Source organism: Amycolatopsis magusensis (genome assembly GCF_017875555.1).
Lineage (GTDB): Bacteria > Actinomycetota > Actinomycetes > Mycobacteriales > Pseudonocardiaceae > Amycolatopsis > Amycolatopsis magusensis.
The window spans coordinates 7,240,400-7,264,433 of the sequence record NZ_JAGGMS010000001.1 but is presented as its reverse complement, the minus strand read 5'-3'; the positions used below and the strand labels follow the sequence as shown (position 1 = coordinate 7,264,433).

General features: G+C 70.2%; 21 protein-coding genes. 13 read left to right on the top strand and 8 right to left on the bottom strand.

The window, feature by feature from the left end; genetic code table 11:
- Positions 1-8 precede the first annotated feature (8 nt).
- Positions 9-3,281, bottom strand: coding sequence for a glucodextranase DOMON-like domain-containing protein (locus JOM49_RS32220; RefSeq protein WP_209667940.1), 3,273 nt, complete (start codon positions 3,279-3,281; stop codon positions 9-11).
- 118 nt (positions 3,282-3,399) lie between these two features.
- On the opposite strand from JOM49_RS32220, the gene sucC reads away from it, so the two are divergent.
- The 3 genes from sucC to JOM49_RS32205 are packed head-to-tail and all read left to right on the top strand — an operon-like array spanning position 3,400 to position 6,374.
- Entirely contained in the window at positions 3,400-4,566 is a 1,167-nt protein-coding gene (gene sucC / locus JOM49_RS32215; protein WP_209667939.1) for an ADP-forming succinate--CoA ligase subunit beta, read from the top strand.
- Between the two features lie 3 nt (positions 4,567-4,569).
- Complete coding sequence (gene sucD, locus JOM49_RS32210) at positions 4,570-5,457, top strand: succinate--CoA ligase subunit alpha (RefSeq protein WP_209667938.1); 888 nt, start codon at positions 4,570-4,572, stop codon at positions 5,455-5,457.
- Between the two features lie 5 nt (positions 5,458-5,462).
- Positions 5,463-6,374, top strand: coding sequence for a 2-hydroxy-3-oxopropionate reductase (locus JOM49_RS32205; protein WP_308158945.1), 912 nt, complete (start codon positions 5,463-5,465; stop codon positions 6,372-6,374).
- A 282-nt stretch (positions 6,375-6,656) separates the two neighbouring features.
- Here JOM49_RS32205 and JOM49_RS32200 read toward each other — a convergent pair whose 3' ends face one another.
- On the bottom strand, positions 6,657-7,148 hold the full coding sequence (locus JOM49_RS32200) for a winged helix-turn-helix transcriptional regulator (protein ID WP_209667937.1): 492 nt from the start codon (positions 7,146-7,148) through the stop codon (positions 6,657-6,659).
- Positions 7,149-7,220: 72 nt separating this feature from the next.
- Here JOM49_RS32200 and JOM49_RS32195 point away from each other — a divergent pair, with 72 nt between their 5' ends.
- Together JOM49_RS32195 and JOM49_RS32190 are read left to right on the top strand one after the other, a co-directional pair.
- Positions 7,221-7,991, top strand: a complete 771-nt coding sequence (locus JOM49_RS32195) for an SDR family oxidoreductase (protein ID WP_308158944.1) — start codon at positions 7,221-7,223, stop codon at positions 7,989-7,991.
- A gap of 23 nt (positions 7,992-8,014) precedes the next feature.
- Entirely contained in the window at positions 8,015-8,347 is a 333-nt protein-coding gene (locus JOM49_RS32190) for a nuclear transport factor 2 family protein (protein WP_209667935.1), read from the top strand.
- Positions 8,348-8,403: 56 nt separating this feature from the next.
- On the opposite strand, the gene fdhD is transcribed toward JOM49_RS32190, so the two are convergent.
- Both fdhD and JOM49_RS32180 read right to left on the bottom strand, forming a co-directional pair.
- Positions 8,404-9,243: a formate dehydrogenase accessory sulfurtransferase FdhD gene (gene fdhD, locus JOM49_RS32185; protein WP_209667934.1), complete on the bottom strand. Its 840-nt coding sequence runs from the start codon at positions 9,241-9,243 to the stop codon at positions 8,404-8,406.
- Complete coding sequence (locus JOM49_RS32180; protein ID WP_209667933.1) at positions 9,243-10,217, bottom strand: ketopantoate reductase family protein; 975 nt, start codon at positions 10,215-10,217, stop codon at positions 9,243-9,245. The genes fdhD and JOM49_RS32180 overlap by 1 nt, the downstream gene beginning before the upstream one ends.
- A gap of 106 nt (positions 10,218-10,323) precedes the next feature.
- Between JOM49_RS32180 and JOM49_RS32175 the strand changes: the two genes are divergently transcribed.
- The 7 genes from JOM49_RS32175 (at position 10,324) to JOM49_RS32145 (ending at position 19,006) form a co-directional block, all read left to right on the top strand.
- Positions 10,324-10,569 (top strand): DUF6457 domain-containing protein, encoded by a 246-nt coding sequence (locus JOM49_RS32175; protein ID WP_209667932.1) that lies wholly within the window; start codon positions 10,324-10,326, stop codon positions 10,567-10,569.
- A gap of 136 nt (positions 10,570-10,705) precedes the next feature.
- A complete protein-coding gene (locus tag JOM49_RS32170) occupies positions 10,706-12,442 on the top strand; it encodes a thiamine pyrophosphate-binding protein (RefSeq protein WP_209667931.1) in 1,737 nt (578 codons plus the stop codon).
- Positions 12,443-12,454: 12 nt separating this feature from the next.
- A complete protein-coding gene (gene frc / locus JOM49_RS32165) occupies positions 12,455-13,684 on the top strand; it encodes a formyl-CoA transferase (RefSeq protein WP_209667930.1) in 1,230 nt (409 codons plus the stop codon).
- A gap of 1 nt (position 13,685) precedes the next feature.
- Positions 13,686-15,833 (top strand): acetate--CoA ligase family protein, encoded by a 2,148-nt coding sequence (locus JOM49_RS32160; protein ID WP_209667929.1) that lies wholly within the window; start codon positions 13,686-13,688, stop codon positions 15,831-15,833.
- Between the two features lie 102 nt (positions 15,834-15,935).
- Positions 15,936-17,432 carry an Nramp family divalent metal transporter gene (locus JOM49_RS32155; protein ID WP_282771824.1) on the top strand — a complete coding sequence of 499 codons (1,497 nt, stop codon included), beginning with the start codon at positions 15,936-15,938 and terminating at the stop codon, positions 17,430-17,432.
- Entirely contained in the window at positions 17,432-17,989 is a 558-nt protein-coding gene (locus tag JOM49_RS32150; RefSeq protein ID WP_245369544.1) for a hypothetical protein, read from the top strand. The genes JOM49_RS32155 and JOM49_RS32150 overlap by 1 nt, the downstream gene beginning before the upstream one ends.
- A 15-nt stretch (positions 17,990-18,004) precedes the next feature.
- Complete coding sequence (locus JOM49_RS32145) at positions 18,005-19,006, top strand: TerC family protein (RefSeq protein WP_209667927.1); 1,002 nt, start codon at positions 18,005-18,007, stop codon at positions 19,004-19,006.
- A gap of 7 nt (positions 19,007-19,013) precedes the next feature.
- On the opposite strand, the gene JOM49_RS32140 is transcribed toward JOM49_RS32145, so the two are convergent.
- From JOM49_RS32140 to JOM49_RS32130, 3 genes are all read right to left on the bottom strand, one after another.
- Positions 19,014-19,208, bottom strand: coding sequence for a hypothetical protein (locus JOM49_RS32140; protein WP_209667926.1), 195 nt, complete (start codon positions 19,206-19,208; stop codon positions 19,014-19,016).
- Between the two features lie 113 nt (positions 19,209-19,321).
- Positions 19,322-20,074, bottom strand: coding sequence for a GntR family transcriptional regulator (locus tag JOM49_RS32135; protein WP_209667925.1), 753 nt, complete (start codon positions 20,072-20,074; stop codon positions 19,322-19,324).
- A gap of 181 nt (positions 20,075-20,255) precedes the next feature.
- Positions 20,256-21,596 carry an MFS transporter gene (locus JOM49_RS32130; RefSeq protein WP_209667924.1) on the bottom strand — a complete coding sequence of 447 codons (1,341 nt, stop codon included), beginning with the start codon at positions 21,594-21,596 and terminating at the stop codon, positions 20,256-20,258.
- Between the two features lie 112 nt (positions 21,597-21,708).
- Here JOM49_RS32130 and JOM49_RS32125 point away from each other — a divergent pair, with 112 nt between their 5' ends.
- On the top strand, positions 21,709-23,247 hold the full coding sequence (locus JOM49_RS32125; protein ID WP_209667923.1) for an aldehyde dehydrogenase family protein: 1,539 nt from the start codon (positions 21,709-21,711) through the stop codon (positions 23,245-23,247).
- Here JOM49_RS32125 and JOM49_RS32120 read toward each other — a convergent pair.
- The gene (locus JOM49_RS32120; RefSeq protein WP_209667922.1) at positions 23,244-23,960 is read right to left on the bottom strand and encodes a VOC family protein; all 717 of its coding nucleotides are present in this window, start codon (positions 23,958-23,960) and stop codon (positions 23,244-23,246) included. The two genes, JOM49_RS32125 and JOM49_RS32120, sit on opposite strands and share 4 nt — an antisense overlap.
- Positions 23,961-24,034 lie beyond the last annotated feature (74 nt).

Genomic DNA, 24,034 nt, shown 5'->3' with positions numbered 1-24,034 from the left:
CCCCGCGCTCACCCCAGCGGGACGCCGCGGACCTTCACCGGCCCGCGGGTGAAGTCGAGCAGCACCCCTTGTTCGACGCCCGCCGGGGTGAGCGTGTCCATCACCTTGGGGGCCGCGGCCGGGTCCGCCGCGCAGACCGGGCCGCTCGCCCCCGCGGCGCACAGGCCGAAGGTGTAGGGCCCGGCGGCCGGGGTGAACGGGCGCGCCTGGTCCGGGCTGTTGCCGTCCTGCCCGCTGAGCACGACGGCGAACTTCCAGCCGGGACCCGGTGTGCCGAACGCGCTCTTGGGCACGCTGACGGTGATGGTCCGCGAAGCCTGGCTCGCCTGGACCGACGCGGCACCGAGCGGCGCGCCGCCGGCGTCGACGAACGAGGGGTCGGCGAAGCCCTGCACCTCGATCCGCCTGCTCCAGGCGTCCTCTTCGGCGACCGAGTAGTTGCGGCTCGGGAACGGCGCGGTAGTGGCACCCGGTGTGGCCGGGTCGTGCGCGTACAGCGTGAGCAGCTGCGCTCCCAGCGGTGAGCCGAAGGTCGGGGTGAGATCACGCAGGCCGGCCCGCAGCACCAGCTGGTCACCGGTGTCGATCACCTGGAACCGCCGCAGGTCGAAGGCGCCGTCGTGGAAGTCGCCCGCGGCCGGGTAGGTGAAGGTGCCCGGGCCGTGGTCGTCGCCCTCGGGGTCGGTGACGTCCAGCAGCACGGTGCCGGAGACGAAGTCCGAGCTGATCACCTGCTGGGCGTGGCCGGTGCCGGACCCGGTCGCGGCGGCGGTCACCACGGTCGCGCCCAGCGGCGTCGGCACCTCCGCCTGGAACCGGCCGTCCGCGTCGGCGGTGGTGGTGTCCACGGTGGTCGCGCCACCGGTGTCGACCGGGGAAGCCGCGATGTCGACGGTGGTGCCGGGTGCGGCGGTGCCGGTGACCGTGGCGACCGGCGCGGACACCGAGCCGGGACCGCTCAGCGTGACCGGCACCGCGGCGGGCGGGGTCCGGTCGACGTACCGGCCGCGCACCTCGGCCGGCTGCTCGATCAGGCGGCCGACGTCGATGCTGCGGGCCAGCCGGATGGACTCCGACTGCGCCCAGCTCAGCGGTGAGGCCGAACCGGCCGCGCCCCCGGGCTCGAAGCCGATCGACGCGACCGCCGGATCGGTGCCGTGCGGGGACGCCGGCACCGCGGCGTTCTCCCAGACCTGCTCCGGGATCAGCCCGGAACCCGTGGCCTGGCCGCGCATCGTGGCCAGCAGCGCGCTCGCGCCCTGCCGGTCGCCGGTCTGCACGAGGTGCTCCCCGCGTTCCCCGGCGAGCACCGGCCACAGGTGCCCGGACCCGGTGTTCGGCCCCGGCCACGGGCGCCCGGTCGGCCCGCAGGCCGTCGGATCTGGTTCGTAGCAGTCGCCGTACCCGTCCTCGCTGCCCTCGGCCGCGGTGCCGTAGCGGTACCAGCCGGGCCCGCGCGGGGTGTCCCGCTTGAGGATCTGGTCCACCACGGTCAGCGAGCGCGTCACATCGGGATCGTTCGCCGGGAGGATGCCGAGGCGTGGCAGTTCGAGGAACCCGGCGTCGACCACTTCGCGCTGGTCCACGGTGATCGAGCCGTTGCCCAGGTTGTACTGCACGCCGGAGTCCGGATCGCCGTTCTTGCTCAGCCGCAGGAAGTACCGGCCGTCGCCGTGCGGGCCGGTGCTGGTCACCGTCCACGCCTTGACGCTGCGCTGGAAGTGGTCGGCGGTGGCGAGGTACAGCCGGGCGCGTGCCGGGTCGCCGTTGCGCTCGGCGATGACGCCCGCCGCGACCAGCCCGGCGATCTCGGCGGCGATGGTCGAGGGGGAGTGGCCGCTCTGCTCCTCCCAGCGCTCGCTGCCGAACGAGGGCCCGCGGGCGACGACGAAGTCCGCCGCGGCGCGGATGTGGTCGCGGTAGAGCGTGCCGTCGCGGTCGAGCCCGGCCTGCAGCGCCATCAGGATCGGGTAGGCGGTCTCGTCGAGCTGGTCGCCGCCGGAGTCGGGGGCCTTCTTGCCGTTGAGCAGCGAGTTGCGCGGGAACCGGCCGTCTGGCTGCTGCTGGCGCTCGAACAGCCAGCGCACGCTCGCCTTGGCGGTGTCGAGATCGCCCGCGGCGAGCAGGCCGGAGAAGCTCTCGTACAGGTCGCGCGCGAAGATCTCGCGGTAGGAACCGAAGTAGACACCCTTGCCGCCGGGTGCGTCACCCGCGCTGACCGCCTGCCCCCACGGGCTGCCGAGCGAAGCGACGATCGCCCCCGGAAAAGTCTTGTCCTCACTGGCTTTCAGTACGTTGGCCGAATACTTGTAGGCCTCGGTGTCGCCGGAACGCAGAGGTTTGAGCCTGCGGTCGTAGTCGTCCCAGCCCTGCGCGTAGGCCTTTTTGCTGACGTCGAACGGCGTTTGCAGGCTCGCTCCGGCCGTGTCGATGGCGGCTCGCGCGTCCGGCCCGAAGCCGAGTGAGAGGGTCGTGGACTGGTTCGGCTTGAGGTCGAGCTGTGCCGTTTGGACCACGTTCCCGTTGTCGGCCGACGGGTAGCGGTAGGTCAGGCGGCGGTGGCTGTCGAGCTGGGTGAGCCCGTCGGTCGGCGTACCGGCGAAACCGCTGACCGTGGCGAGGAACTTGCGGTCGGCCCGCAGGGCGGCGGCCAGGGGAGTGCCGTAGTCGCGGGCGGGCGCGCTGCTCTCGGTTTCCGGGTCGGCGCTGACCAGCGCGGTGGTGGCCGCGTCGACCGTCGCGTCGTCGGCACCGCCGTTGACCTGGCCGCCACCGCCGTTGCCGTTGATGTTCGCGTCGAACCGCACGAACACCTTCAGGTCGGCGCCCGAACCGGTCAGCGGTTCGAGCCGGGTGCGCAGCAGCACGCTGTCACGCGCCGGATCCGTGTGGTACTCGGTGATCAGCCGGTACCGGCCGTTGCGCGCGGTGGACGTGACCTCGCAGGCCATGCCGCCCGCCCCGGCGGACCGCACGGTGTAGGTGGTGTCGCGGCTCTGCAGGTCGGTGAAGGTGCGGCCGTCGGTCACCACGAACTGCAGCGATTCGACGTTGGTGTTGTCGATCGCCGGGGCGTAGACGTCGGAGAGCACCCCGCCCGCCACGGTGAACCAGACCTTGCTGGTGGTGTTCCGCGCGGTGCCGAGGCAGTCCTTCCGCGCCAGACCGAAGTGCGAGAGCGTGCCGGGTCCCACCGGCTCGGCTTGTGCCGGCCCGGAGAGCAATCCGGAGAGAACCACCGTGGAAACCGCGATCGCGCCCGCGCGAACCAGCCGACTCATGCGCAGATCCCAGCACAGCGCGGCCCCGCGATACAGCCTTGACCTGCGGGGCCAACCGTGTGTATGCGCCGACCGGCCCCTGGACAAGCTTCTACATACTGCATACAGTCTACAGGTCGTGGATCTGTACGAGTACCAAGCCAAGGAGCTGTTCTCGGCGCACGGAGTTCCGGTCGGCCCGCAGCGCGTGGTCACCACTCCCGGCGCCGCCGTCGACGCGGCCGCGGGATTCGGCACTCCCGTGGTCCTCAAAGCACAGGTGAAGACCGGCGGGCGCGGCAAAGCCGGGGGAGTGAAGCTGGCCGGAACCCCCGAAACCGCGCGTGCCGGCGCCGAAGCCATTCTCGGCATGGACATCAAGGGGCACGTGGTGCGGCGGCTGCTGGTCACCCCGGCCGCCGACATCCGCGCCGAGTTCTACGTTTCCTTCCTGCTCGACCGCGCCGGGCGCACCTTCCTCGCCCTGGCTTCGGCCGACGGCGGGGTGGACATCGAGGAGAACCCCGAGTCGCTGGCCCGCATCCCGATCGACGCCGTCGAGGGCGTGGATCTGGCCAAGGCCAGGGAAATCGCGGCCGCCGCCGGGTTGCCGGACACCTCCGCCGAAGTGCTGGTGAAGCTGTGGGAGGTCTTCGTCGGCGAGGACGCCACGCTGGTCGAAGTGAACCCGCTGGTCCGCGACGGCGACGACCGGATCGTCGCGCTCGACGGCAAAGTCACCCTCGACGGCAACGCGGCTTTCCGGCACCCGGGCCACGCGGACCTGGTGGACACCGAAGCCGAAGAGCCGCTGGAGTCGGCGGCGAAGGCGAAGGGGCTCAACTACGTCAAGCTCGACGGCCGGGTCGGCGTGATCGGCAACGGTGCCGGGCTGGTCATGTCCACATTGGACGTGGTGGCCGGGGCGGGGGCGCGCCCGGCGAACTTCCTCGACATCGGCGGCGGCGCCTCGGCCGAGGTGATGGCCGCCGGGCTGGAGATCATCCTGTCCGATCCGGACGTGCGCAGCGTGCTGGTCAACGTCTTCGGCGGGATCACCGCCTGCGACGCCGTCGCCGACGGCATCGTCAAGGCGTTCGACCTGCTCGGCACGGTGGAACGGCCGATCGTGGTGCGCCTGGACGGCAACGGCGCCGAAGCCGGCCGCCGCATCCTCGACCGCGCCGCCCTGCCCGGGCTGATCCGGGTGGACACCATGGACCAGGCCGCGCGGCGCGCGGCCGAACTCTGTGTTGCCCGCACGGGGGACGACCCCCGGACCCCCGAACTACGCGGAGGAGCGTGACCGATGGCCATCTTCCTCACCGAGCAGTCCCGGATCATCGTCCAGGGCATGACCGGCTCCGAAGGGCGCAAGCACACCGCGCGCATGCTCGCCGCCGGGGCTGCCGTGGTCGGCGGGGTCACGCCCGGCCGCGGCGGGCAGACCGCCGAGATCGGCGGGCAGCGGCTGCCGGTCTACGACGACGTGGGCAAGGCGATCGCGGACACCGGCGCCGACACCTCGGTGGTGTTCGTGCCCCCGCGGTTCGCCAAGGACGCCGTCGTGGAAGCGATCGACGCGGAGATCGGGCTCGCGGTGGTGATCACCGAAGGCATCCCGGTGCACGACGCGGCGTGGTGCTGGGCGCACGCGGTGGCCAAGGGCGGCCGGACGCGGATCATCGGGCCCAACTGCCCCGGGGTGATCAGCCCCGGCAAGTCCAACGCGGGCATCATCCCCGCCGACATCACCGGCGCCGGGCCGATCGGGCTGGTGTCGAAGTCCGGCACGCTGACCTACCAGCTGATGCACGAACTGCGCGACATCGGCTTCACCACCGCGGTCGGCATCGGCGGTGACCCGGTCATCGGCACCACGCACATCGACGCTTTGGCGGAGTTCCAGGCCGATCCGGAGACCGAGGTGATCGTGCTGATCGGCGAGATCGGCGGCGACGCCGAGGAACGCGCGGCGGAGTACATCAAGGAGCGGGTGACCAAGCCGGTGGTCGGCTACGTCGCCGGGTTCACCGCCCCGGAGGGGAAGACCATGGGGCACGCGGGCGCGATCGTCTCCGGGTCTTCCGGCACCGCCGCGGCGAAGAAGGCGGCGCTGGAAGCCGTCGGCGTGCTCGTGGGCCGGACGCCGACCGAGACGGCGAACCTGGTGCGCCGGATCCTGGAAGGGGAGTGAGGCACGTGAGCACCTCGATCGGCTTCATCGGGCTCGGCATCATGGGCGGTCCCATGTCGGCGAACCTGGCGGCCGCGGGTTTCGCGGTGGCCGGGTACGACGTGCACCGGCCCGCGCTGGACCGCCTCACCGCCGCGGGCGGGCAGCCGTGCGCGCGGATCGCCGAGGCGGTGGTGGACGCCGACGTGGTGATCACCATGCTGCCCGATTCGCCGCAGGTGGAGGAGGTGGTGCTGGGCGAGGAAGGCGTGCTGGACTACGCGAAACCGGGCACGCTCCTGATCGACATGAGCACCATCCGCCCGGAAACCTCCCGCCGGGTGGCCTCGCTCGGTTCCACCCGTGGGGTCCGGGTGCTCGACGCCCCGGTCAGCGGCGGCCAGCAGGGCGCGATCGACGGCGCACTGTCCATTATGGCCGGTGGGGACGAACGCGATTTCCGGGCGGCCGGCGGGATTTTCGACGTACTGGGCAAGACCGTGGTACACGTCGGGCCGCACGGTGCCGGGCAGACGGTGAAGGCGGCCAACCAGCTGGTGGTCGGTGGGACGTACGCGTTGGTGGCGGAGGCGATCGTGTTCCTGGAAGCGTCCGGAGTGGACGCTTCGGCGGGGCTCGAGGTACTGGCGGGTGGGCTCGCGGGCAGCCGGATCCTCGAGCTCAAGCGGAAGACGATGGTGGCGCGGGAGTTCCAGCCGGGCTTCCGGATCGACCTGCACCACAAGGACATGGGCATCGTGCTCGACGCCGCCCGTACGGCCGGGGTGGCACTGCCGGTGGGGGCGCTGACCGCCCAGCTGATCGCTGCTGCGCGGGCGCAGGGATATGGGGATCTGGATCATTCGGCGGTGTTGAGGGTGGTGGAGGGGTTGTCGGGGGTTCGAGCTTGGTTTGGCCACCCCGGGTTTTCAGTGTGACTACGGCGAAGACCCCGATGTCAAGGCGGGAAGGATGCCTTGACATCGGGGTCTTCGCCGTGTTTTTGGCTTGGGACCGGGGATGGGGAGGGCTGGGTGGGTTGGTGGGCGGCTGTCGTTGCCGGGTCCTGGTGGTGTGCGAGGGGGCCTGGTGTCACGAATGTGGCTTTCGGGACGTTATTCGCCTCGAAAGCCACATTCGTGACATCGCCATCGTTGGGTGGGGCGCGTGTGGTGCCGCGAATGTGGCTTTCACGGCGGAATTGGCCGTGAAAGCCACATTCACGGCGTCGGGGTGGGGGTGTAGCGGGTGCGGAAGGGGGCGCTGGCGGCGGGGCCGGCGGTGAAGACGAAGTCGTCGCCGTCCACTCGCCGTCCGGTGGTCCGGTCGACGAGGACGGGTTCCGCTTCCTGCCCGGTTGCCGCGTCGACCAGGATCATGCTGCGTTCGGCCGGGTCTAGCCGGGAGTTTCCCCAGGCGGCCAGCGCGACGATCACCGGACGCAGTGACCGGCCGAGTTCGGTGAGCACGTACTCGTGGCGGACCGGGTTGGCCTGGTACGGCTGCTTCTCCAGCAAACCGTTCTCCACCAAGGTCTTGAGCCTGCTGGTGAGCATGCTGCTGGAGATCTTCAGGTTGGCCTGGAACTGGTCGAAGCGGCGGTAGCCGTCGAAGCAGTCGTGCAGGAGCAGCAGCGTCCACCATTCGCCGACGTAGCTCAGCGCCGTCGACAGCGGACATTCGAGGTCCTCCTGCCTGATCCTGGGTGCCACGGTTGCCCACCTTCCTGGTCACTGCTAATGTCGAAGTCACTAACTTCTATTTTAGCAGTCTGGAGGCTGGGTGTGATCGACGGATCCCTGAGCGGTAGACGTGCCCTGGTCACCGGCGGGACGAAGGGGACGGGCGCGGCTGTCGCGGACCGCCTCCGCGACGCCGGGGCCACGGTGATCGTCACCGCGCGATCCAGGCCCGAGCACTACTCGGAGCCCTTCATCGCCGCGGACACTTCGACCGTCGAGGGCGCCGAGGCGGTGGTGGACGCGGTGGTGCGGGAGGGTGGCGTGGACATCCTCGTGCACGTCGTCGGTGGTTCGAGCGCGCCGCCGGGCGGTTTCGCGGCGTTGTCCGACAAGGACTGGGCCGCGGAGCTGAACCTCAACCTGCTCGGCGCCGTGCGGCTCGATCGCGGGCTGGTCCCGGGCATGGTCGAGCGCGGTAAAGGTGCCGTCGTGCACGTGACCTCGATCCAGCGCACGATGCCGCTGCACCACGCCACCCTGGGCTACGCGGCGGCGAAGGCCGCGCTGGCGACGTACAGCAAGGGGCTGTCGAACGAGGTCGCGCTCAGGGGTGTCCGGGTCAACACCGTGTCCCCGGGATTCATCCGGACCGGCGCGGCCGACGCGCTGGTCGCCCGGATCGCCGAGGGGCAGGGCATCGGCACCGACGCCGCGCTGGCCTCCGTCATGGATTCACTGGGCGGCATCCCGCTGGGCCGCCCGGCCGAACCGGAGGAGGTCGCCGAGCTGGTGGCCTTCCTCGTGTCGGACCGCGCCTCGGCCATCACCGGCGCCGAGCACGTCATCGACGGCGGCACCGTCCCCACTGTCTGACCGGCCTGAACAGGAGAACGACCATGACCACCGCCATCACCGTGCCCCGGATCGTCCGGCGCTACTTCGAACTTGCCCCCAGCGAGGACACCGAGGCTTACTTCGCGTTGTTCGCCCAGGACGCCCTCGTCGAGGACGAAGGCGAGGAATACGCGGGCATCGAGGCCATCCGAACCTGGCGCGCCGAAGTTCCCCGGGTCCAGTACGCGATCACCGGCGTCGAACCGGCCGGCGAGGGACTGGTCGTGACCTGCACGATCACCGGGGACTTCCCGGGCAGTCCGTTCGCCGGCCTGAGGTTCCACTTCGAACGATTCGACGACGATCACGTGAAAGTCCTGCGCATCCGCCCCTGAGCTTTTCGGTGCCGTGAATGTGGCTTTCACGGCCGATTTCGCCGTGAAAGCCACATTCACGGCACCGGCTGGGGAGGGGGTAGGCGGTGGGTGGCGGTGTAGGCGTTCATGGTGGGTCCGCGTAGGAAGCCGATGAGGGTCAGGCCGGTCTCTTCGGCGAGGTCGGCGGCCAGGGAGGAGGGGGCCGAGACGGCTGCCAGCGCGGGGATGCCTGCCATGACGGCCTTTTGCACCAGTTCGAACGACGCCCGCCCGGAGACGAGCAGGATCGACGAGCGCAGCGGCAGGAGGCCTTCGCGCAGCGCCCAGCCGACGACCTTGTCCACCGCGTTGTGCCGCCCCACATCCTCGCGCAGGCAACGGAGTGAACCGTCCACAGTGAACAGTCCGGCGGCGTGCAAGCCGCCGGTGCGGTCGAAGACGCGTTGGGCGGCGCGCAGGGTGTCCGGTAGGGCGGACAGGACGGCCGGGTCCAGTTCGAGCGGGTCGTCCCGGACCGGCCAGCGTGCTTCCGTGCGGACCGCGTCCAGGCTCGCCTTGCCGCACACACCGCACGAGGACGACATGTACACGTTCCGGTCCAGCGAGAATTCCGGCAATCGGACGGAAGGCGCCAGCCGGACGTCGAGCACGTTGTAGGTGTTCGACCCGTCCGCGGTCGCGCCCGCGCAGTAGGCGATGCCGGTGATCTCACCCGCCGCGCCCACCACGCCCTCGCTCACCAGGAACCCGGCCGCCAGGTCGAAGTCGTGGCCCGGGGTGCGCATGGTCACCGACAGCGGACGGCCGCCGACCCGCACCTCGAGCGGTTCCTCGGCGGCCAGGGTGTCCGCGCGGTGCGCGTGCCCGGCGGGGGAGATCCGCAGGACCCGGCGCCGCGCGGTCACCCGGCCCATCAGGCCGACACCAGCTGGTGGTTGAGCAGGTCCGCCAGCGCGCACACCGCGCGCACCGTCGGCACCTCGACCCCGGTCAGCCCGGCCAGTTCGACCACCGCCTGCAACAGCACGTCCAGTTCCAGCGGCTTCCCCTTCTCCAGGTCCTGGAGGGTGGAGGTCTTGTGCTCACCGGCGCGTTCGGCACCGGCCAGCCGTCGTTCGATGGAGATGTCCGGGTCCGCCCCGAGCGCGGTGGCCACCGCGAGGGTCTCCCGCATCATCTGCACCACCAGTTCACGCGTGCCGAGGTGGCGGCAGATGCCCGCCATGGTCGCCCGCGCCAGCGCGCTGATCGGGTTGAAGGCGATGTTGCCCATCAGCTTGAGCCAGATGTCGCGGCGCAGGTCCGCCTCCACCGGGCACTTCAGCCCACCGGCGATCATCGCCGCGGAGAACTCCGAGCACCGGTCCGAGATCGAGCCGTCGGGTTCGCCGATGGAGAACCGGGTGCCTTCGAGGTGGGTGATCACCCCGGGGGCGGTGATCTCGGTGGCCGCGTAGACCACGCAGCCGATGGCGCGTTCGACCGGCAGCGCGGCGGTGACCGCGCCGTCCGGGTCGACGCTGCGGATGCGGTAGCCCTCGTACGCGCCGGGCAGTTTGTGGAAGTACCACCACGGGATGCCGTTCTGCGCGGCGATCAGGGTCGTCTTGGCGTGCAGCAGGGGTTTCACCATCGGCCCCGCCGCGGCGTACCCGTTGGCCTTGAGGCCGAGGAACACGTGGTCGACCGGGCCGATGCGGCCCGGATCGTCGGTGACCCGTGGCCGCGCCACGAAGTCTCCGCGTGCGCTGAGCACGCGGACGCCTGCGGTCTTCATTGCTTCGAGGTGGGGGCCCCGGGCCACGAGGTGGACCTCGGCCCCCGCCCGGCTGAGATGGGCACCGACATACGCGCCGATGGCGCCGGCGCCGAGAACTGCGACTTTCACGGCGTCACTCCTTGTGTGAGGATTGTATGCAGTATACGGTATGGGTACAGCACGTCAATGTGTTCGCCGCCGGTGGAGCAGGTCCGACAAAACGGGGTGCGCGCGAATGAACATGCTCAGCGAATGGACCGCGGCGGTGTGCGCCGAACTCGGCCTGGATGCCGGGGACTGCGAACGCGCGGTGGTGCTGAAGGTGGCTAGGGAGTCCGCCACGGCGGTCGCCCGGCCCGCGGCACCGATCACCGCTTTCCTGCTCGGCGTGGCGGTCGGGCGGGGCGTTCCGGCGGGCGAGGCGGTGGCGCGCGTGCACCGGCTGGCCGATCACTGGCCACGGATCGATTGGCGCGACTGAAGATCCGCGTCCGCCCGACGATTGGGGGTGGACACGATCAGCGGCGGGGTCCACGATATGGATTCATACGGTATGCAGTATGCGGAACACCGTGAGCGGGTACGGCAGTACGACCGAGTGAGGAGTGACGAGGCAGATGGCGCAGACGGTCCAGACAGTGCCGGAGAGCGCCGCAGGGGTCAGTGAGCCGGCGCGCACGGAAACGCCCGAGCTGATCTCCGGCGGCCACCTCGTGGCGAAGGCACTCAAGGCCGAGGGCGTGGACGTGATCTTCACCCTCTGCGGCGGGCACATCATCGACATCTACGACGGGTGCGTGGACGAGGGCATCGACGTGGTCGACGTCCGGCACGAGCAGGTCGCGGCCCACGCGGCCGACGGGTACGCGCGGATCACCGGCAAGCCGGGCTGCGCGGTGGTCACCGCCGGGCCGGGCACCACCGACGCGGTCACCGGCGTGGCGAACGCGCTGCGCGCGGAGAGCCCGATGCTGCTGATCGGCGGCCAGGGGGCGTTGTCCCAGCACAAGATGGGGTCCCTGCAGGACCTCCCGCACGTGGACATGATGACGCCGATCACCAAGTTCGCCGCCACGGTACCGGCGACCGAACGCGCGGCGGACATCGTCTCGATGGCCTTCCGCGAATGCTTCCACGGCGCGCCGGGGCCCGCCTTCCTGGAGATCCCGCGCGACGTGCTCGACGCGAAGGTCCCGGTGGAGAAGGCCCGCGTGCCCGAGGCCGGGCACTATCGCGCCTCCACCCGGTCCGCCGGGGACCCGGTGGCCATCGAGAAGCTCGCGGACCTGTTGGCGCACGCCGAAAAGCCGTGTGTGCTGCTGGGCAGCCAGGTGTGGACCTGCCGGGCCACCGAGGCGGCCACCGAGTTCGCGCGGCGGCTCAACGTGCCCGCGTACATGAACGGCTCCGGGCGCGGCACGCTGCCGCCCGGCGACCCGCACCACTTCCAGCTCTCGCGGCGCTACGCCTTCAACAACGCCGACCTGATCATCATCGTCGGCACCCCGTTCGACTTCCGGATGGGCTACGGGCGCAGGCTTTCCCACGAGGCGACCGTGGTGCAGGTCGACCTGGACTACCGCACGGTCGGCAAGAACCGCGACGTGGACCTCGGCATCGTCGGCGACGCCGGGCTGGTGCTGACCGCGGTCACCGCGGCCTCCTCGGGGCGGATCAGCAACGGCGCGGTCAAGCGCAAGGCGTGGCTGGAGGAACTGCGCGCGGTGGAGAACGAGGCGTACCAGAAGCGCCTGCCGCGCCAGCTCTCCGAGCGCGACCCGATCGACCCGTACCGCCTGGTGCACGAGATCAACGAGTTCCTCACCGAGGACTCCATCTACATCGGCGACGGCGGCGACATCGTCACCTTCTCCGGGCAGGTGGTGCAGCCGAAGTCGCCGGGCCACTGGATGGACCCCGGTCCACTCGGGACACTCGGGGTGGGCGTGCCGTTCGCGATGGCGGCGAAGTACGCCCGGCCGGAGTCCGAAGTGGTCTGCCTCTTCGGTGACGGCGCGTTCAGCCTGACCGGCTGGGACTTCGAGACCATGGTCCGGTTCGACCTGCCGTTCGTCGGCATCGTCGGCAACAACTCGTCGATGAACCAGATCCGCTACGGCCAGATGCAGAAGTACGGCGAACCACGCGGGCGCATCGGCAACACCCTCGGCGACGTCCGCTACGACGAGTTCGCCCGGATGCTCGGTGGCTACGGCGAAGAGGTCCGCGACCCCGCGGACATCCGGCCGGCGCTGGAACGCGCCCGCGAGTCCGGCAAGCCGTCGCTGATCAACGTCTGGGTCGATCCCGACGTCTACGCGCCGGGAACGATGAACCAGACCATGTACAAGTAGGGGAGTGCGGAGATGACCAAGGCGCTGGCGGGCATTCGCGTGCTCGACATGACCCATGTGCAGTCCGGGCCGTCGTGCACCCAGATCCTGGCGTGGCTCGGCGCGGACGTGGTGAAGCTGGAGGCTCCTTCCGGTGACATCACCCGCAGGCAACTGCGTGATCTGCCCGATGTGGACAGTCTCTACTTCACCATGCTGAACAGCAACAAGCGCAGCATCACGCTCAACATGAAGAGCGAGCGGGGCAAGGAGCTGTTCACCGAGATGGTGCCCCGCTTCGACATCCTGGTGGAGAACTTCGGCCCGGGCACCATCGAGCGGATGGGCTACGGCTGGGACAAGCTGCAGGAGCTGAACCCGCGGCTGGTCTACGCCTCGATCAAGGGCTTCGGGGAAGGGCCGTACAAGCACTTCAAGGCCTACGAGGTGGTCGCGCAGGCGATGGGCGGCTCGATGAGCACCACCGGTTTCGAGGACGGCTCGCCGCTGGCGACCGGCGCGCAGATCGGCGACTCGGGCACCGGCATCCACACCGTGGCCGGCATCCTCGCCGCGCTCTACCAGCGTGAGCACACCGGGCGCGGGCAGCGGGTCACCGTGGCCATGCAGCACGCCGTGCTGAACCTGTGCCGCGTCAAGCTGCGCGACCAGCAGCGCCTGAGCCACGGGCCGCTGGCGGAGTACCCGAACGAGAACTTCGGCGACGAGGTGCCGCGGTCGGGCAACGCCTCCGGCGGCGGGCAGCCGGGCTGGGCGGTGCGGTGCGCGCCCGGCGGGCCGAACGACTACGTCTACGTGATCGTGCAGCCGGTGGGCTGGGAGCCGATCGCGAAGCTGATCGGCCGCCCGGAACTGGCCGAGGACCCCGAATGGGCCACCCCGGAGGCCCGGCTGCCCAAGCTGGACAAGATGTTCCAGCTGATCGAGGAGTGGACGATCAACCACAGCAAGTGGGAGGTGCTCGCGAAGCTCAACGCGCACAACGTCCCTTGTGGACCGATCATGTCCACCAAGGAGCTGATCGAGGACACCTCGCTGGCCGACAACGACATGGTGGTGCGCGTCGAGCACCCGCAGCGCGGGGAGTTCACCACGGTCGGCTGCCCGATCAAGCTGTCCGACTCCCCGGTCGACGTCGAGCGCTCGCCGCTGCTCGGCGAGCACAACCACGAAATCTTCAGCGACGAGCTAGGCGTGGACGCGGCCGAGCTCGCGGAGCTCCAGTCGAACGGGGTGATCTGAGGTGCCGGAGACCAACGCGGCCACCGCCGCGGTGCGGGAAGTACTCGACAAGGTCCACGCGGAGGGGCGGGCGGCGCTGACCGCGCCGGAAGGCAGGCGGATCTGCGAGGCGTACGGCATCCCGACGCCGGGCGAGGGCCTGGCCACCACCGAAGAGGAGGCGGCGAAACTGGCCGCGGACCTCGGTTTCCCGGTGGCCCTGAAGATCGTCTCGCCGGACATCCTGCACAAGACCGACGCGGGCGGGGTGCTGGTCGGGGTCGACAGCGCCGACGAGGTGCGTGAGGGGTACCGGAAGATCCTGGCGAACGCCAAGGCGTACGACGCCTCCGCGGAGATCGCCGGCATCCAGGTGCAGCAGATGCTCGCCGGTGGCCAGGAGGTGATCATCGGCGCGACCACCGACCCGACCTTCGGCAAGGTGGTCGCGTTCGGCCTCGGCGGCGTGCTGGTCGAGGTGCTCAAGGACATCACCTTCCGGCTCGCGCCGATCGACGCCGCCGAAGCGAGGTCCATGCTGGACGGTATCGAGGCGGCCGAGGTGCTGCGCGGGGTGCGTGGCGCGGACCCGGTGGACGCCGACGCGCTGTCCGCGGTCCTCGAGCGGGTTTCCGCGCTGGTCACCGACTTCCCGGACATCGCCGAAGTGGACCTCAACCCGGTGTTCGCCACGAAGGACGGGGCCACCGCGGCCGACGTCCGCATCCTGGTGGCGACCGAGGAGGTCGCCGCGCCGGTCCGGCACGAGCCGGAAGAGATCCTGCGCGTGATGACCAAGCTGATGAACCCCGCCGGGGTCGCGGTGATCGGCGCGTCGAACGAGGCCGGCAAGATCGGCAACTCGGTGATGCGCAACCTGATCGGCGGCGGGTACGCCGGTGAGATCTACCCGGTCAACCCGAAGTCCGACGAGGTCGAAGGCCGCAAGGCGTACCAGGCGATCGGCGACGTGCCGGGCGAAATCGACGTCGCGGTGTTCGCCATCCCGGCGAAGTTCGTCCCGGGCGCGCTGGAGGAGTGCGGTGCCAAGGGCGTCTCGGCGGCGGTGCTGATCCCGTCCGGGTTCGCCGAGACCGGCAACGTCGAACTGCAGGACCAGGTGGTCGAAGTGGCCCGGCGGCACGGCATCCGCCTGCTCGGGCCGAACATCTACGGCTACTACTACACCCCGAGCAACCTGTGCGCCACCTTCTGCACGCCGTACGACGTGCGCGGCGGGGTCGCGCTGACCTCGCAGAGCGGCGGGATCGGCATGGCCATCCTCGGCTTCAGCCGGACCACGAAGATGGGTGTCTCGGCGATCGTCGGCCTGGGCAACAAGTCCGATGTGGACGAAGACGACCTGCTGACCTTCTTCGAGCAGGACGACAACACCACCTGCGTGGCGATGCACCTCGAAGACCTCAAGGACGGCAGGGCGTTCGTCGACGCCGCGCGCCGGATCACCAGGAAGAAGCCGGTGGTGGTGCTCAAGGCCGGGCGGACCGCGCTCGGCGCGCGAGCGGCCAGTTCGCACACCGGCGCGCTCGCCGGTGACGACAAGGTCTACGACGACATCCTGCGCCAGGCCGGGGTGGTGCGCGCGCCCGGGCTGAACGAGATGCTCGAATACGCCCGCGGCCTGCCGCTGCTGCCCACGCCCCAGGGCGAGAACGTGGTCATCATCACCGGGGCGGGTGGTTCCGGCGTGCTGCTCTCCGACGCCTGCGTGGAGGCCGGACTGTCCCTGATGGACATTCCCCCGGACCTCGACGAGTCGTTCCGCAAGTTCATCCCGCCCTTCGGCGCGGCGGGCAACCCGATCGACATCACCGGCGGCGAACCGCCGTCGACGTACGAAGCCACGGTCCGCCTCGGCCTGAGCGACGAGCGCATCCACGCGCTGATCCTCGGCTACTGGCACACCATCGTCACCCCGCCGATGGTCTTCGCCGAACTGATCGCCAAGGTCGTGCAGGAGGCCAGGGACCGGGGCATCGACAAGCCGGTGGTCGCCTCGCTGGCCGGGGACACCGAAGTCGAGCAAGCCTGCGAGTACCTGTTCGACCACGGCGTCGTCGCCTACCCCTACACCACCGAGCGCCCGGTCGAGGTGCTCGGCGCGAAGTACCGGTGGGCTCGGTCGGCGGGGCTGCTCCGCCCGGCCTGATCCGCGGGGCGCGGCCGGGAGGGGGTTTTCCACTCGAGCGAATAGAAGTGCGGCTGACTACAACGCGGTGAAACGGAGAGGCCAATGGTGGATTCTTCGAAAGTGCCGATCTCGGGATCGGCGAGCGGTGAGGCCGCGGCCCCACCCGCGGCTGGGGCGGAACGGGTCTGGAAGGCGGGCGGCCTCGAGCCGATGCCGATCCGCCCGCTGCCCGAGGCGCCACCGTCGATCCACATCCTCGGACCGACGGTGTTCCTGGTGGCGCTGGGCGTCGGCATGGGCGAGTCCTACATGTGGCCCAGGCTGGTGCTGGTGTTCGGGCCGGACATCCGGTGGCTGTTCCTGATCGGCGTGACGCTGCAGGCCATCGTGATGCTGGAGATGGCGCGGTACGCGATGGCGACCGGGGAGAGCATCTTCACCGGCGCCGCGCGCATCTTCAAACCGCTGATGTGGTTCTTCTTCGTCACGGCGATCCTGGTCTACATCTGGCCGGGGCACGTGTCGGCGGGAGCGGCGGCACTGGAGGAGATCACCGGCATACCCTGGGTCGTGGCCGCCTGCGTGGGCCTGGTCCTGGTCGGGATCATCTTCAGCCTGGCCAAGGTGGTCTACAACCTGCTCGAGAACCTGCTGTCGGTGATGATCGGGCTGCTGGTGGTCGGCACCGCGGTGGTGGCCTCGATGGTCGGCAACTGGGGCGACGTGACCAGCACCCTGTCGGGCATGTTCGCCTTCGGCTACTTCCCGCAGGAGGCGATGTCCTCGACCTGGTTCCCGATCGTGGTGGGCTCGATCGCCTTCGCCGGGCCGTCGGGCATGCAGCAGATGTGGTACACGCTGCACCTGCGCGACAGCGGGGCCGGCATGGGCAGCCACATCCCCAAGATCCGGGGCCTGCGCCACGCCGGCAACGAGGAGCAGATGCCCTCGCGCGGCTACATGTTCGACACCTCCGACCCGGAGGAGATGCGCAAGTGGAAGGGCTGGCGGCGGTGGGTCACCTTCGACGCGCTGCTGTTGTTCTGGGGCGTGACGATGCTGGTGACGATCTCGTTCACCGTCCTCGCCAGGGCCGCGGACCGCAACAGCCCGGACGTCAAGGCGCTGATCGAGTCCGGTGAGCGCGAGGCGGCGCTGAGCGCGATGTCGAACACCTTCTCCACGGTCGGCGGGCCGGTGCTCGGCACGGTGTTCCTCAGCTTCATCGCGCTGATCGGGATGAACGCCACGCTGGGCCTGTTCGACTCGTTCTCCCGCGGTCAGGCGGACATGACCTACTTCTTCGTGCCCGGCGCGAAGAAGCTGAAGATGTCGCACCTGTACGCGGGATTCCTGTGGGGCCTGATCCTGTTCGGCATCGGCATCCTGCTCTTCGGCCCGGCCGACGGACCGAGCCAGATCCTCGACGTGCTGGCGTTCCTGTCGGCGTTCTCGATGGGTGCCTACTGCGTGGTGCTGCTGCTGGTGAACAACAAGCTGCTGCCGAAACCGATCCGCCCGAAGCTGTGGACGAACCTGGTGATCGGCTTCGGCGCGGTGTTCTACCTCGGCATGCTGTTCTACAGCCTCATCCGCTTCGGCGTGGTGCTGGACTGATGGGCGCGGTGGACACCGGGCGGCTCCGCCGTACCGGTGAGCTGGCCCTGCCCGGGTTCGCCGTGGGCGCGCTGGCCGGCCTGGTGGCGGGGGGACTGACCGCGATCGCCGGTCAGCCCCTCGGCTGGGCGATGACCTCCGCGGTGGGGCTCGCGCTGCCGCTGGGGCTCGTCGGCGGCCTGTACAGCCTGCTGATGGTCCACGGGGTGGTCCGGCCGGGCACCTTCGCCCCGGCCGCGCTCCTCTGGCTGGTGGGGTTCCCGCTGGGACGGCTGGTGCAGGAGGTGGCCGCGCGCTACGTCATCCTCGGCGAGCCGGGGGTACCCGAGGACCTGCTCGGTTTCCTGGCCTTCCAGGCGATCATCAGCGCCGGGTTCGCCATCGGGTTCCTCTGGATGCACGAGCGCATCGCCCCGCAGTGGCTGGCCAAGATCGCGGTGCGCAACCCCGACGCGGCGGTGGCCTACGACCGGTACGCGGCCCATTCCCGGCTGCTGTACAGCGCCAAGCAAGCACGGCGCGAGGCGAAAGCCAAGGCTCGCGCGAACCGCCGGTGACGAGGAGAGGTGACTATGGACTTCCCCGCCTGGGTGTGGCTGGTGACCGTGGCCGTGCTGGCCGCCGTCATCCTGCTCGACTTCTGGCTGGTGGCCCGCAATCCCCGTGATCCCTCGCTGCGCGAGTGCACCGGGTGGGTCGCGCTCTACGTCGGCCTGGCGTGCGCGTTCGGCCTCGGCCTGGTGGCGTTCGCCGGGCCGAAGGCCGGGGGCGAGTTCTTCGCCGGCTGGCTCACCGAGTACTCGCTCTCGGTGGACAACCTGTTCGTCTTCGTGATCATCATGGGCACCTTCGCGGTGCCGAAGCGCTACCGGCAGAAGGTGCTGCTCGTGGGCATCGTGCTGGCGCTGCTGATGCGCGCGGTGTTCATCGCGGTCGGCGCGCAGGCGCTGGAGAACTTCGCCTGGCTGTTCTACGTCTTCGGCGCGTTCCTGGTGTTCACCGCCTGGAAGCTGCTGCGCCACAACGGGGAAGAGGAGGACTTCAAGGAGAACGCCGTGCTGCGGCTGACCAAGCGGGTGCTGCCCACGGCCGACGACTACGACGGCGCGCGGATGGTGACCAAAGTGGACGGACGGCGGCTGGTGACGCCGATGCTGATCGTGATGGTCGCGATCGGCACCACCGACCTGCTCTTCGCCCTCGACTCCATCCCGGCCATCTTCGGCCTGACCAAGGAGCCCTACCTGGTGTTCACCGCGAACGCCTTCGCGCTGATGGGCCTGCGCCAGCTGTTCTTCCTGATCGGCGGACTGCTGGACAAGCTGGTCTACCTCAGCTACGGCCTCGCGGTGATCCTCGGGTTCATCGGGGTCAAGCTGGTGCTCGAAGCGCTGCACCACGACGGGGTCGCCTGGGCCCCGGCCATCCCCATCGTGGTGTCGTTGTCGGTGATCACGGGCACGCTGGCCCTGACCACGGTGGTGAGCCTGCTGAAAACCCGGTCGGACCGGCTCAAAGCAGCCCAGAACGCCGAAGCCACCGGGGAAACGGCGCCGGTCACCACCTCATCGTGACCGGTGCTCAGGAGACGGGTGCACGCCGCTCGCCGCTGGTGCCCTTCGCCTCACGGCGGAGGTACTGTTCGACCTCGGTGCTGGGGTCGCGGCGGGCGGCCTCCATCGCGGTCGCCAGGCCGAGGCCCATCGCGCGGCCGTCGGCGTTGAAGCCGCGGGGGGTGCCGAACACGCCCTTGAGCAGTTCCTTCATGGTGCGCATGACTGTTCCACCTTCTTTCCGGATATACCCAGGTTTCTTCCCGCCGGGCGAGCCGTCATCGGCTCGTCCCGGTGCTGGGTGTGGCTTGTGGTTCTCTGGTGCGCCGGGCGGGATTACCGCCGCGCGGACGCGGTGCCGGGGCGGCGCCGGGTGCGGACCAGTGCCGGCGGCTGTTCGGGCTTCGCGTCGGACTTGCGCTGGTCCAAATAGGACTTGCGGGTCCGTTCGGTGTGCTCGCGCATGATCCGCGCGGCGGCGTCGGCATCGCCCTTTTCGATGGCGTCGACCATCTTGGCGTGCTCCTGCCACGACCGCTTGCCGCGTTGCCGGGCGATCGGGGTGTAGTACCAGCGCACCCGGCGGTCGACCTGGGTGGCGAAGTCGAGCAGTACGCGGTTCCCGGACAGCTCGGTCACGCAGCGGTGCAGGGCGGCGTTGGCCTCCACCATGCCTTCGATGTCGTCGACGGCGACCGCGGCCTCACCCTGGCGGCACAGCTCACGCAGCCGGGCCACCCCGGCCGCGTCCGCGTGCAACGCCGCCAGGCGGGCGGATTCGGTCTCCAGCAGGGCGCGGACCACCAGCAGCTCGTCGGCCTCGGCCTCGGTGGGCACGTGGACGAAGGCGCCGTAGCCGGGGCGCAGATCCACCCAGCCCTCGGAATTGAGCAGCTGCAGTGCTTCGCGGACCGGCTGGCGGGACACGCCCAGCATCTCCGCCAGCTCGCTCTCGACCAGGTGCTGGCCTGCGGCGAGGTGCCCGGAGATGATCAGCTCCTGCATCGACTGGTACACCCGCTCGCGCAGGGGTACCGGCCGGTCGATCCGGCGAGCCGCCACGCTTGTCGGCAACTCCGTCGGCTGCATGATGTCTCTCCCAGGCTCGGTCGGCGGGGCCGCACCGGTGGCTCCGGCGACTCCCCGTAGTTTTTCGTCGACTGCCTACAGCATACAATGCGAATCTTTGTCCGGTTTGGTGAAGGCAGTCACACATCGGGTGTTTCCAGTGTGACATGGCTTTCACCCGCCCGCTCGACCCCCGCGATTGTCAAACACCGGGTAATGGGGAACGGGTAGCCGGAATCGTGCTGAGCAAACCCGGCTGCCGCAGGCGGCGGCACAACGCGGCCGCACCGAGCGCGAGCCCGCCGGCGATGAGGAAGATCGAGGTATAGCCCCAACTGGGGGCCACCAGCGCCACCGCGCCGACGCCCGCCACGCCACCGAGCGCCTTCGCGCTGTAGATGACGGCGTTCGTTTCGAGCTGGGAGCGTTCCCCGAAGTACTCCCGCGCCAGGCTGGCGAACAGGGGGTAGAAGGCGCCGCCGCCCGCGCCCGCGACGATCGCCGCGATGAGCAGCAGGGCCACCGAACCGGAGGCCGCGGCCCCGGCGAGCACGAGCTGCCCGGCGCCCAGCAACGCCACCACCGCGCGGATGGTGCGCACCCGCCCGGCTTCCGCGGAGATCCGGATGGCCAGCGAGCGGCCGACCCCGTTCACCCCGACCAGCAGGCAGGTGCCGATCGCGGCCGCGGTGAGCCCGAGGTCGTGGCCGAGCGCCATCACCGCGAGGAAGGCCACGTCGAGCAGGGAAACCGCGCTGGCGAGGAAAACGATCACGTACATCAGCGGCAGCGCGCCGGTGCGCAGTGCTTCGCGGGAGGAGTACTGGCGGGCGGTGCGACGAGGGTTGAGACGGCGGTCCAGGGCCCATTCGCGCGGGTCGAGGTGCGGGGGCCACCAGTTCTCCGGCGGGTCGCGGAACAACAGCGCGGACGCGGCGATGACCCCGCCCAGCACCACCGCCGTGGCGATCAGCACGGGGGAGAGGGCGCCGGTGCCGCTGCCCACGGCGAAGGCGATCACGAACGGCACGCAACCGCAGGCGAAGGCGCCGGTGGCGAGGCTGGTCGCCGCCGCCGACCGTTCCGGGAACCACTTCGCCACGGTGGAGGAACAGGTGGCGTAGACCAGCCCGGCGCCCGTCCCGCTGAGCACGGAATAGCCGAGCAGGCCCAGGATCCCGGAGTCGAAGGCGAGCGAGAGCGGGCCGAGCGGCACCAGCACCGCGCCGGTCAGCATGGCCGCGCGCGGGCCGATGCGGCCGCGTTCGCGCAGGTAGGCCGCGGGGAATCCCGCGCCGGCCTGGAAGACCGTCCAGAGCGCGAGCAGCCCGAAGGCCTGGCCCATGGTCCAGCCGCGGTCGAGCAGGCCTGGTACGAGCAGCCCGAAGGCGTACTGGGGCACGCCGATGGCGGCCATCGCGGCCAGCGCCGGACCGAGGACCCAGGCACGCGAGCGCCCGGTGAGCTGTTCCGCGGCGGGCCCGACCTGATAGGTGCGGCCCAGGTAGCCGACTACTTGCTGCGGTGCGCCAGACGGGCTCATCTTCGCCTCCGACCAGGTACGGGCGTTGCCACCGGGTTCCATACTGCATACAGTCTACACGGAGTGAGACGTGGAACACACACTTTCCGCCCACATCCGACCAGGAGGACTGATGGGAAGTTTGTCCCTCAAGCCGGGCACGAGCTGGGCAGCCGCCTACGGCCGGTGCGCCGAACTGGCCCCGGAGGCGTTTTCCCCCGAACGGGTCGCGAACCACTGGGGTGGGCGGTGGACCTGGGACGGCAGGCCCGGTGACGCCACCTCGCCGGTCGACGGCAGTGCCATCCACGGCCCGCCGCGCCTGGACGCCGGCACCGCGGCGGGCGCGGTGGACGCCGCGCTCGACGCCCACGTCCGCTGGCGCGAAGTGCCGCTGGCCGAACGCAAGGCGCGGGTCGGCGCCGCGCTCGACTCCCTGACCGAGCACCGCGAACTGCTCGGCCTGCTGCTGGTGTGGGAGATCGGCAAACCGTGGCGCCTGGCGATGGCCGATGTGGACCGGTGCATCGACGGGGTCCGCTGGTACGTCGAGGAAATCGGGCCGATGCTGGAAAACCGGGTGCCGCTGGACGGCCCGGTCAGCAACATCGCCAGCTGGAACTACCCGATGAGCGTGCTGATGCACGCGATGCTGGTGCAGGCGCTCTCGGGCAACGCGGTGATCGCCAAGACGCCGACCGACGGCGGCCTGTGCTGCCTGACCATGGCGGTCGCGCTGGCCGTGCGCGAAGGCCTGCCGCTGACCCTGCTCAGCGGCGGCGGCGCGGAACTGTCCGGCCCGCTGGTCGGTGGCCCGCGCCTGGGCTGTGTGTCCTTTGTGGGCGGTCGGGACGCCGGTGGCCGGATCGCCGCGTCACTGGCCGACCCCGGCAAGCGGCACGTGCTGGAGCAGGAAGGGCTGAACTGCTGGGGCGTGTGGGAGTACGGCGACTGGGGCACCCTCGCCGGGCAGATCCGCAAGACCTTCGACTACGCCAAGCAGCGGTGCACCGCCTACCCGCGGTTCGTGGTGCAACGGGAGCTGTTCGACCGCTTCCTCGCGGTCTACCTGCCCGCGGTGCGCTCGGTGCGGTTCGGGCACCCGCTGGCCGTGGAGTCGCCGGAGGACCCGTTGCCGGAGCTGGACTTCGGGCCGCTGATCAACGCGGGCAAGGCGAAGGAACTGGCCGACCAGGTGGAGGAAGCCGTGCGCAACGGCGGGGTGCCCCTGCACCGCGGCGAGGTCACCGAAGGGCGGTTCCTGCCGGGGCAGGACACTTCGGCCTACCTGGCGCCGGTGTCCATTCTGGACCCGCCGCGGTCCTCACCGCTGTTCCACGCCGAACCGTTCGGGCCGGTGGACACGATCGAGGTGGTGGACACCGAGGCGCAACTGCTGGCGGCGATGAACGTCAGCAACGGCGCGCTGGTGGCCACCCTGTCCTGCGACGAGGAAAGCACCGCGCACCGGCTTTCGGCGCAGGTGCGGGCGTTCAAGGTCGGGATCAACCGGCCGCGTTCGCGTGGTGACCGGGAGGAGTTGTTCGGCGGGCTGGGCGCTTCGTGGCGCGGCGCGTTCGTCGGCGGCGAGTTGCTGGTGCGCTCGGTCACCCGCGGACCGGAAGGAGAGCGGCCGCCGGGCAATTTCCCGCACTACACGCTGCATTCCTAGGTCTGTTCGGGCGGGGTCAGCACACAGAACTCGTGGCCGTCCGGATCGGCCATGACCACCCAGCTGACCTCGCCCTGGCCGATGTCGACCCGCTCGGCGCCGAGGGCGAGGAGCCGGTCGACCTCCGCCCGCTGCCCGCCGTCGGGCACGAGGTCGAAGTGCAGGCGGTTCTTGCCGTTCTTCGGCGGCAGCGGCGGACCACCCCAGGTGATCTTCGGACCGCCGTGCGGTGAGCGGATCGCGGTCTCCTCGTCCTGGTCCCACACCAGCGGCCAGCCCAGCGCTTCGCTCCAGAAGTAGCCGGTCTCCCGCGAACCCTCACCCGCGACCGCGCCGACGAACCCACAGTCGGCGAGGAAATCGTTGCCTGGTCCGATGACGCAGAATTCGTTGCCTTCGGGGTCGGCGAGCACCACGTGACCTTCCTCCGGGCGCTGGCCGACGTCGATGTGCCGGGCGCCGAGTTCGAGCGCCCTCGCCACGGTTCGCTGCTGGTCCTCGTGGGACGTGCTGGTCAGGTCGAAGTGCATCGGGTTCTGGCCGGTCTTCCGCTGGGAGGACGGGGAGAACCGGAGCCGGAAGCCGGTGTCGTCGACCGGGAGGAGCGTGTGGCCGTCTCCGGCCCGCTCCCAGCCCAAGAACCCGCCCCAGAAACGCGCGAGCGCACGCGGGTCGTTCGCGTCGAAGCAGAGCGCGCCGAGTCGGCAGGTCATCGCCTGGTACCCCCGTACCGGTTGTCCGAAGTGACAATTCGATCTTCCCACGCGTGCCGCGGTTTTCACCGCCT

Bases quoted from the DNA above. Each gene is read 5' to 3' on its own strand.
- JOM49_RS32220 (WP_209667940.1), bottom strand. From the start codon at position 3,281: ATGAGTCGGCTGGTTCGCGCGGGCGCGATCGCGGTTTCCACGGTGGTT.
- sucD (WP_209667938.1), top strand. From the start codon at position 4,570: ATGGCCATCTTCCTCACCGAGCAGTCCCGGATCATCGTCCAGGGCATG.
- JOM49_RS32190 (WP_209667935.1), top strand. From the start codon at position 8,015: ATGACCACCGCCATCACCGTGCCCCGGATCGTCCGGCGCTACTTCGAA.
- fdhD (WP_209667934.1), bottom strand. From the start codon at position 9,243: ATGGGCCGGGTGACCGCGCGGCGCCGGGTCCTGCGGATCTCCCCCGCC.
- JOM49_RS32175 (WP_209667932.1), top strand. From the start codon at position 10,324: ATGAACATGCTCAGCGAATGGACCGCGGCGGTGTGCGCCGAACTCGGC.
- JOM49_RS32170 (WP_209667931.1), top strand. From the start codon at position 10,706: ATGGCGCAGACGGTCCAGACAGTGCCGGAGAGCGCCGCAGGGGTCAGT.
- frc (WP_209667930.1), top strand. From the start codon at position 12,455: ATGACCAAGGCGCTGGCGGGCATTCGCGTGCTCGACATGACCCATGTG.
- JOM49_RS32150 (WP_245369544.1), top strand. From the start codon at position 17,432: ATGGGCGCGGTGGACACCGGGCGGCTCCGCCGTACCGGTGAGCTGGCC.
- JOM49_RS32145 (WP_209667927.1), top strand. From the start codon at position 18,005: ATGGACTTCCCCGCCTGGGTGTGGCTGGTGACCGTGGCCGTGCTGGCC.
- JOM49_RS32140 (WP_209667926.1), bottom strand. From the start codon at position 19,208: ATGCGCACCATGAAGGAACTGCTCAAGGGCGTGTTCGGCACCCCCCGC.
- JOM49_RS32135 (WP_209667925.1), bottom strand. From the start codon at position 20,074: ATGCAGCCGACGGAGTTGCCGACAAGCGTGGCGGCTCGCCGGATCGAC.
- JOM49_RS32130 (WP_209667924.1), bottom strand. From the start codon at position 21,596: ATGAGCCCGTCTGGCGCACCGCAGCAAGTAGTCGGCTACCTGGGCCGC.
- JOM49_RS32125 (WP_209667923.1), top strand. From the start codon at position 21,709: ATGGGAAGTTTGTCCCTCAAGCCGGGCACGAGCTGGGCAGCCGCCTAC.
- JOM49_RS32120 (WP_209667922.1), bottom strand. From the start codon at position 23,960: ATGACCTGCCGACTCGGCGCGCTCTGCTTCGACGCGAACGACCCGCGT.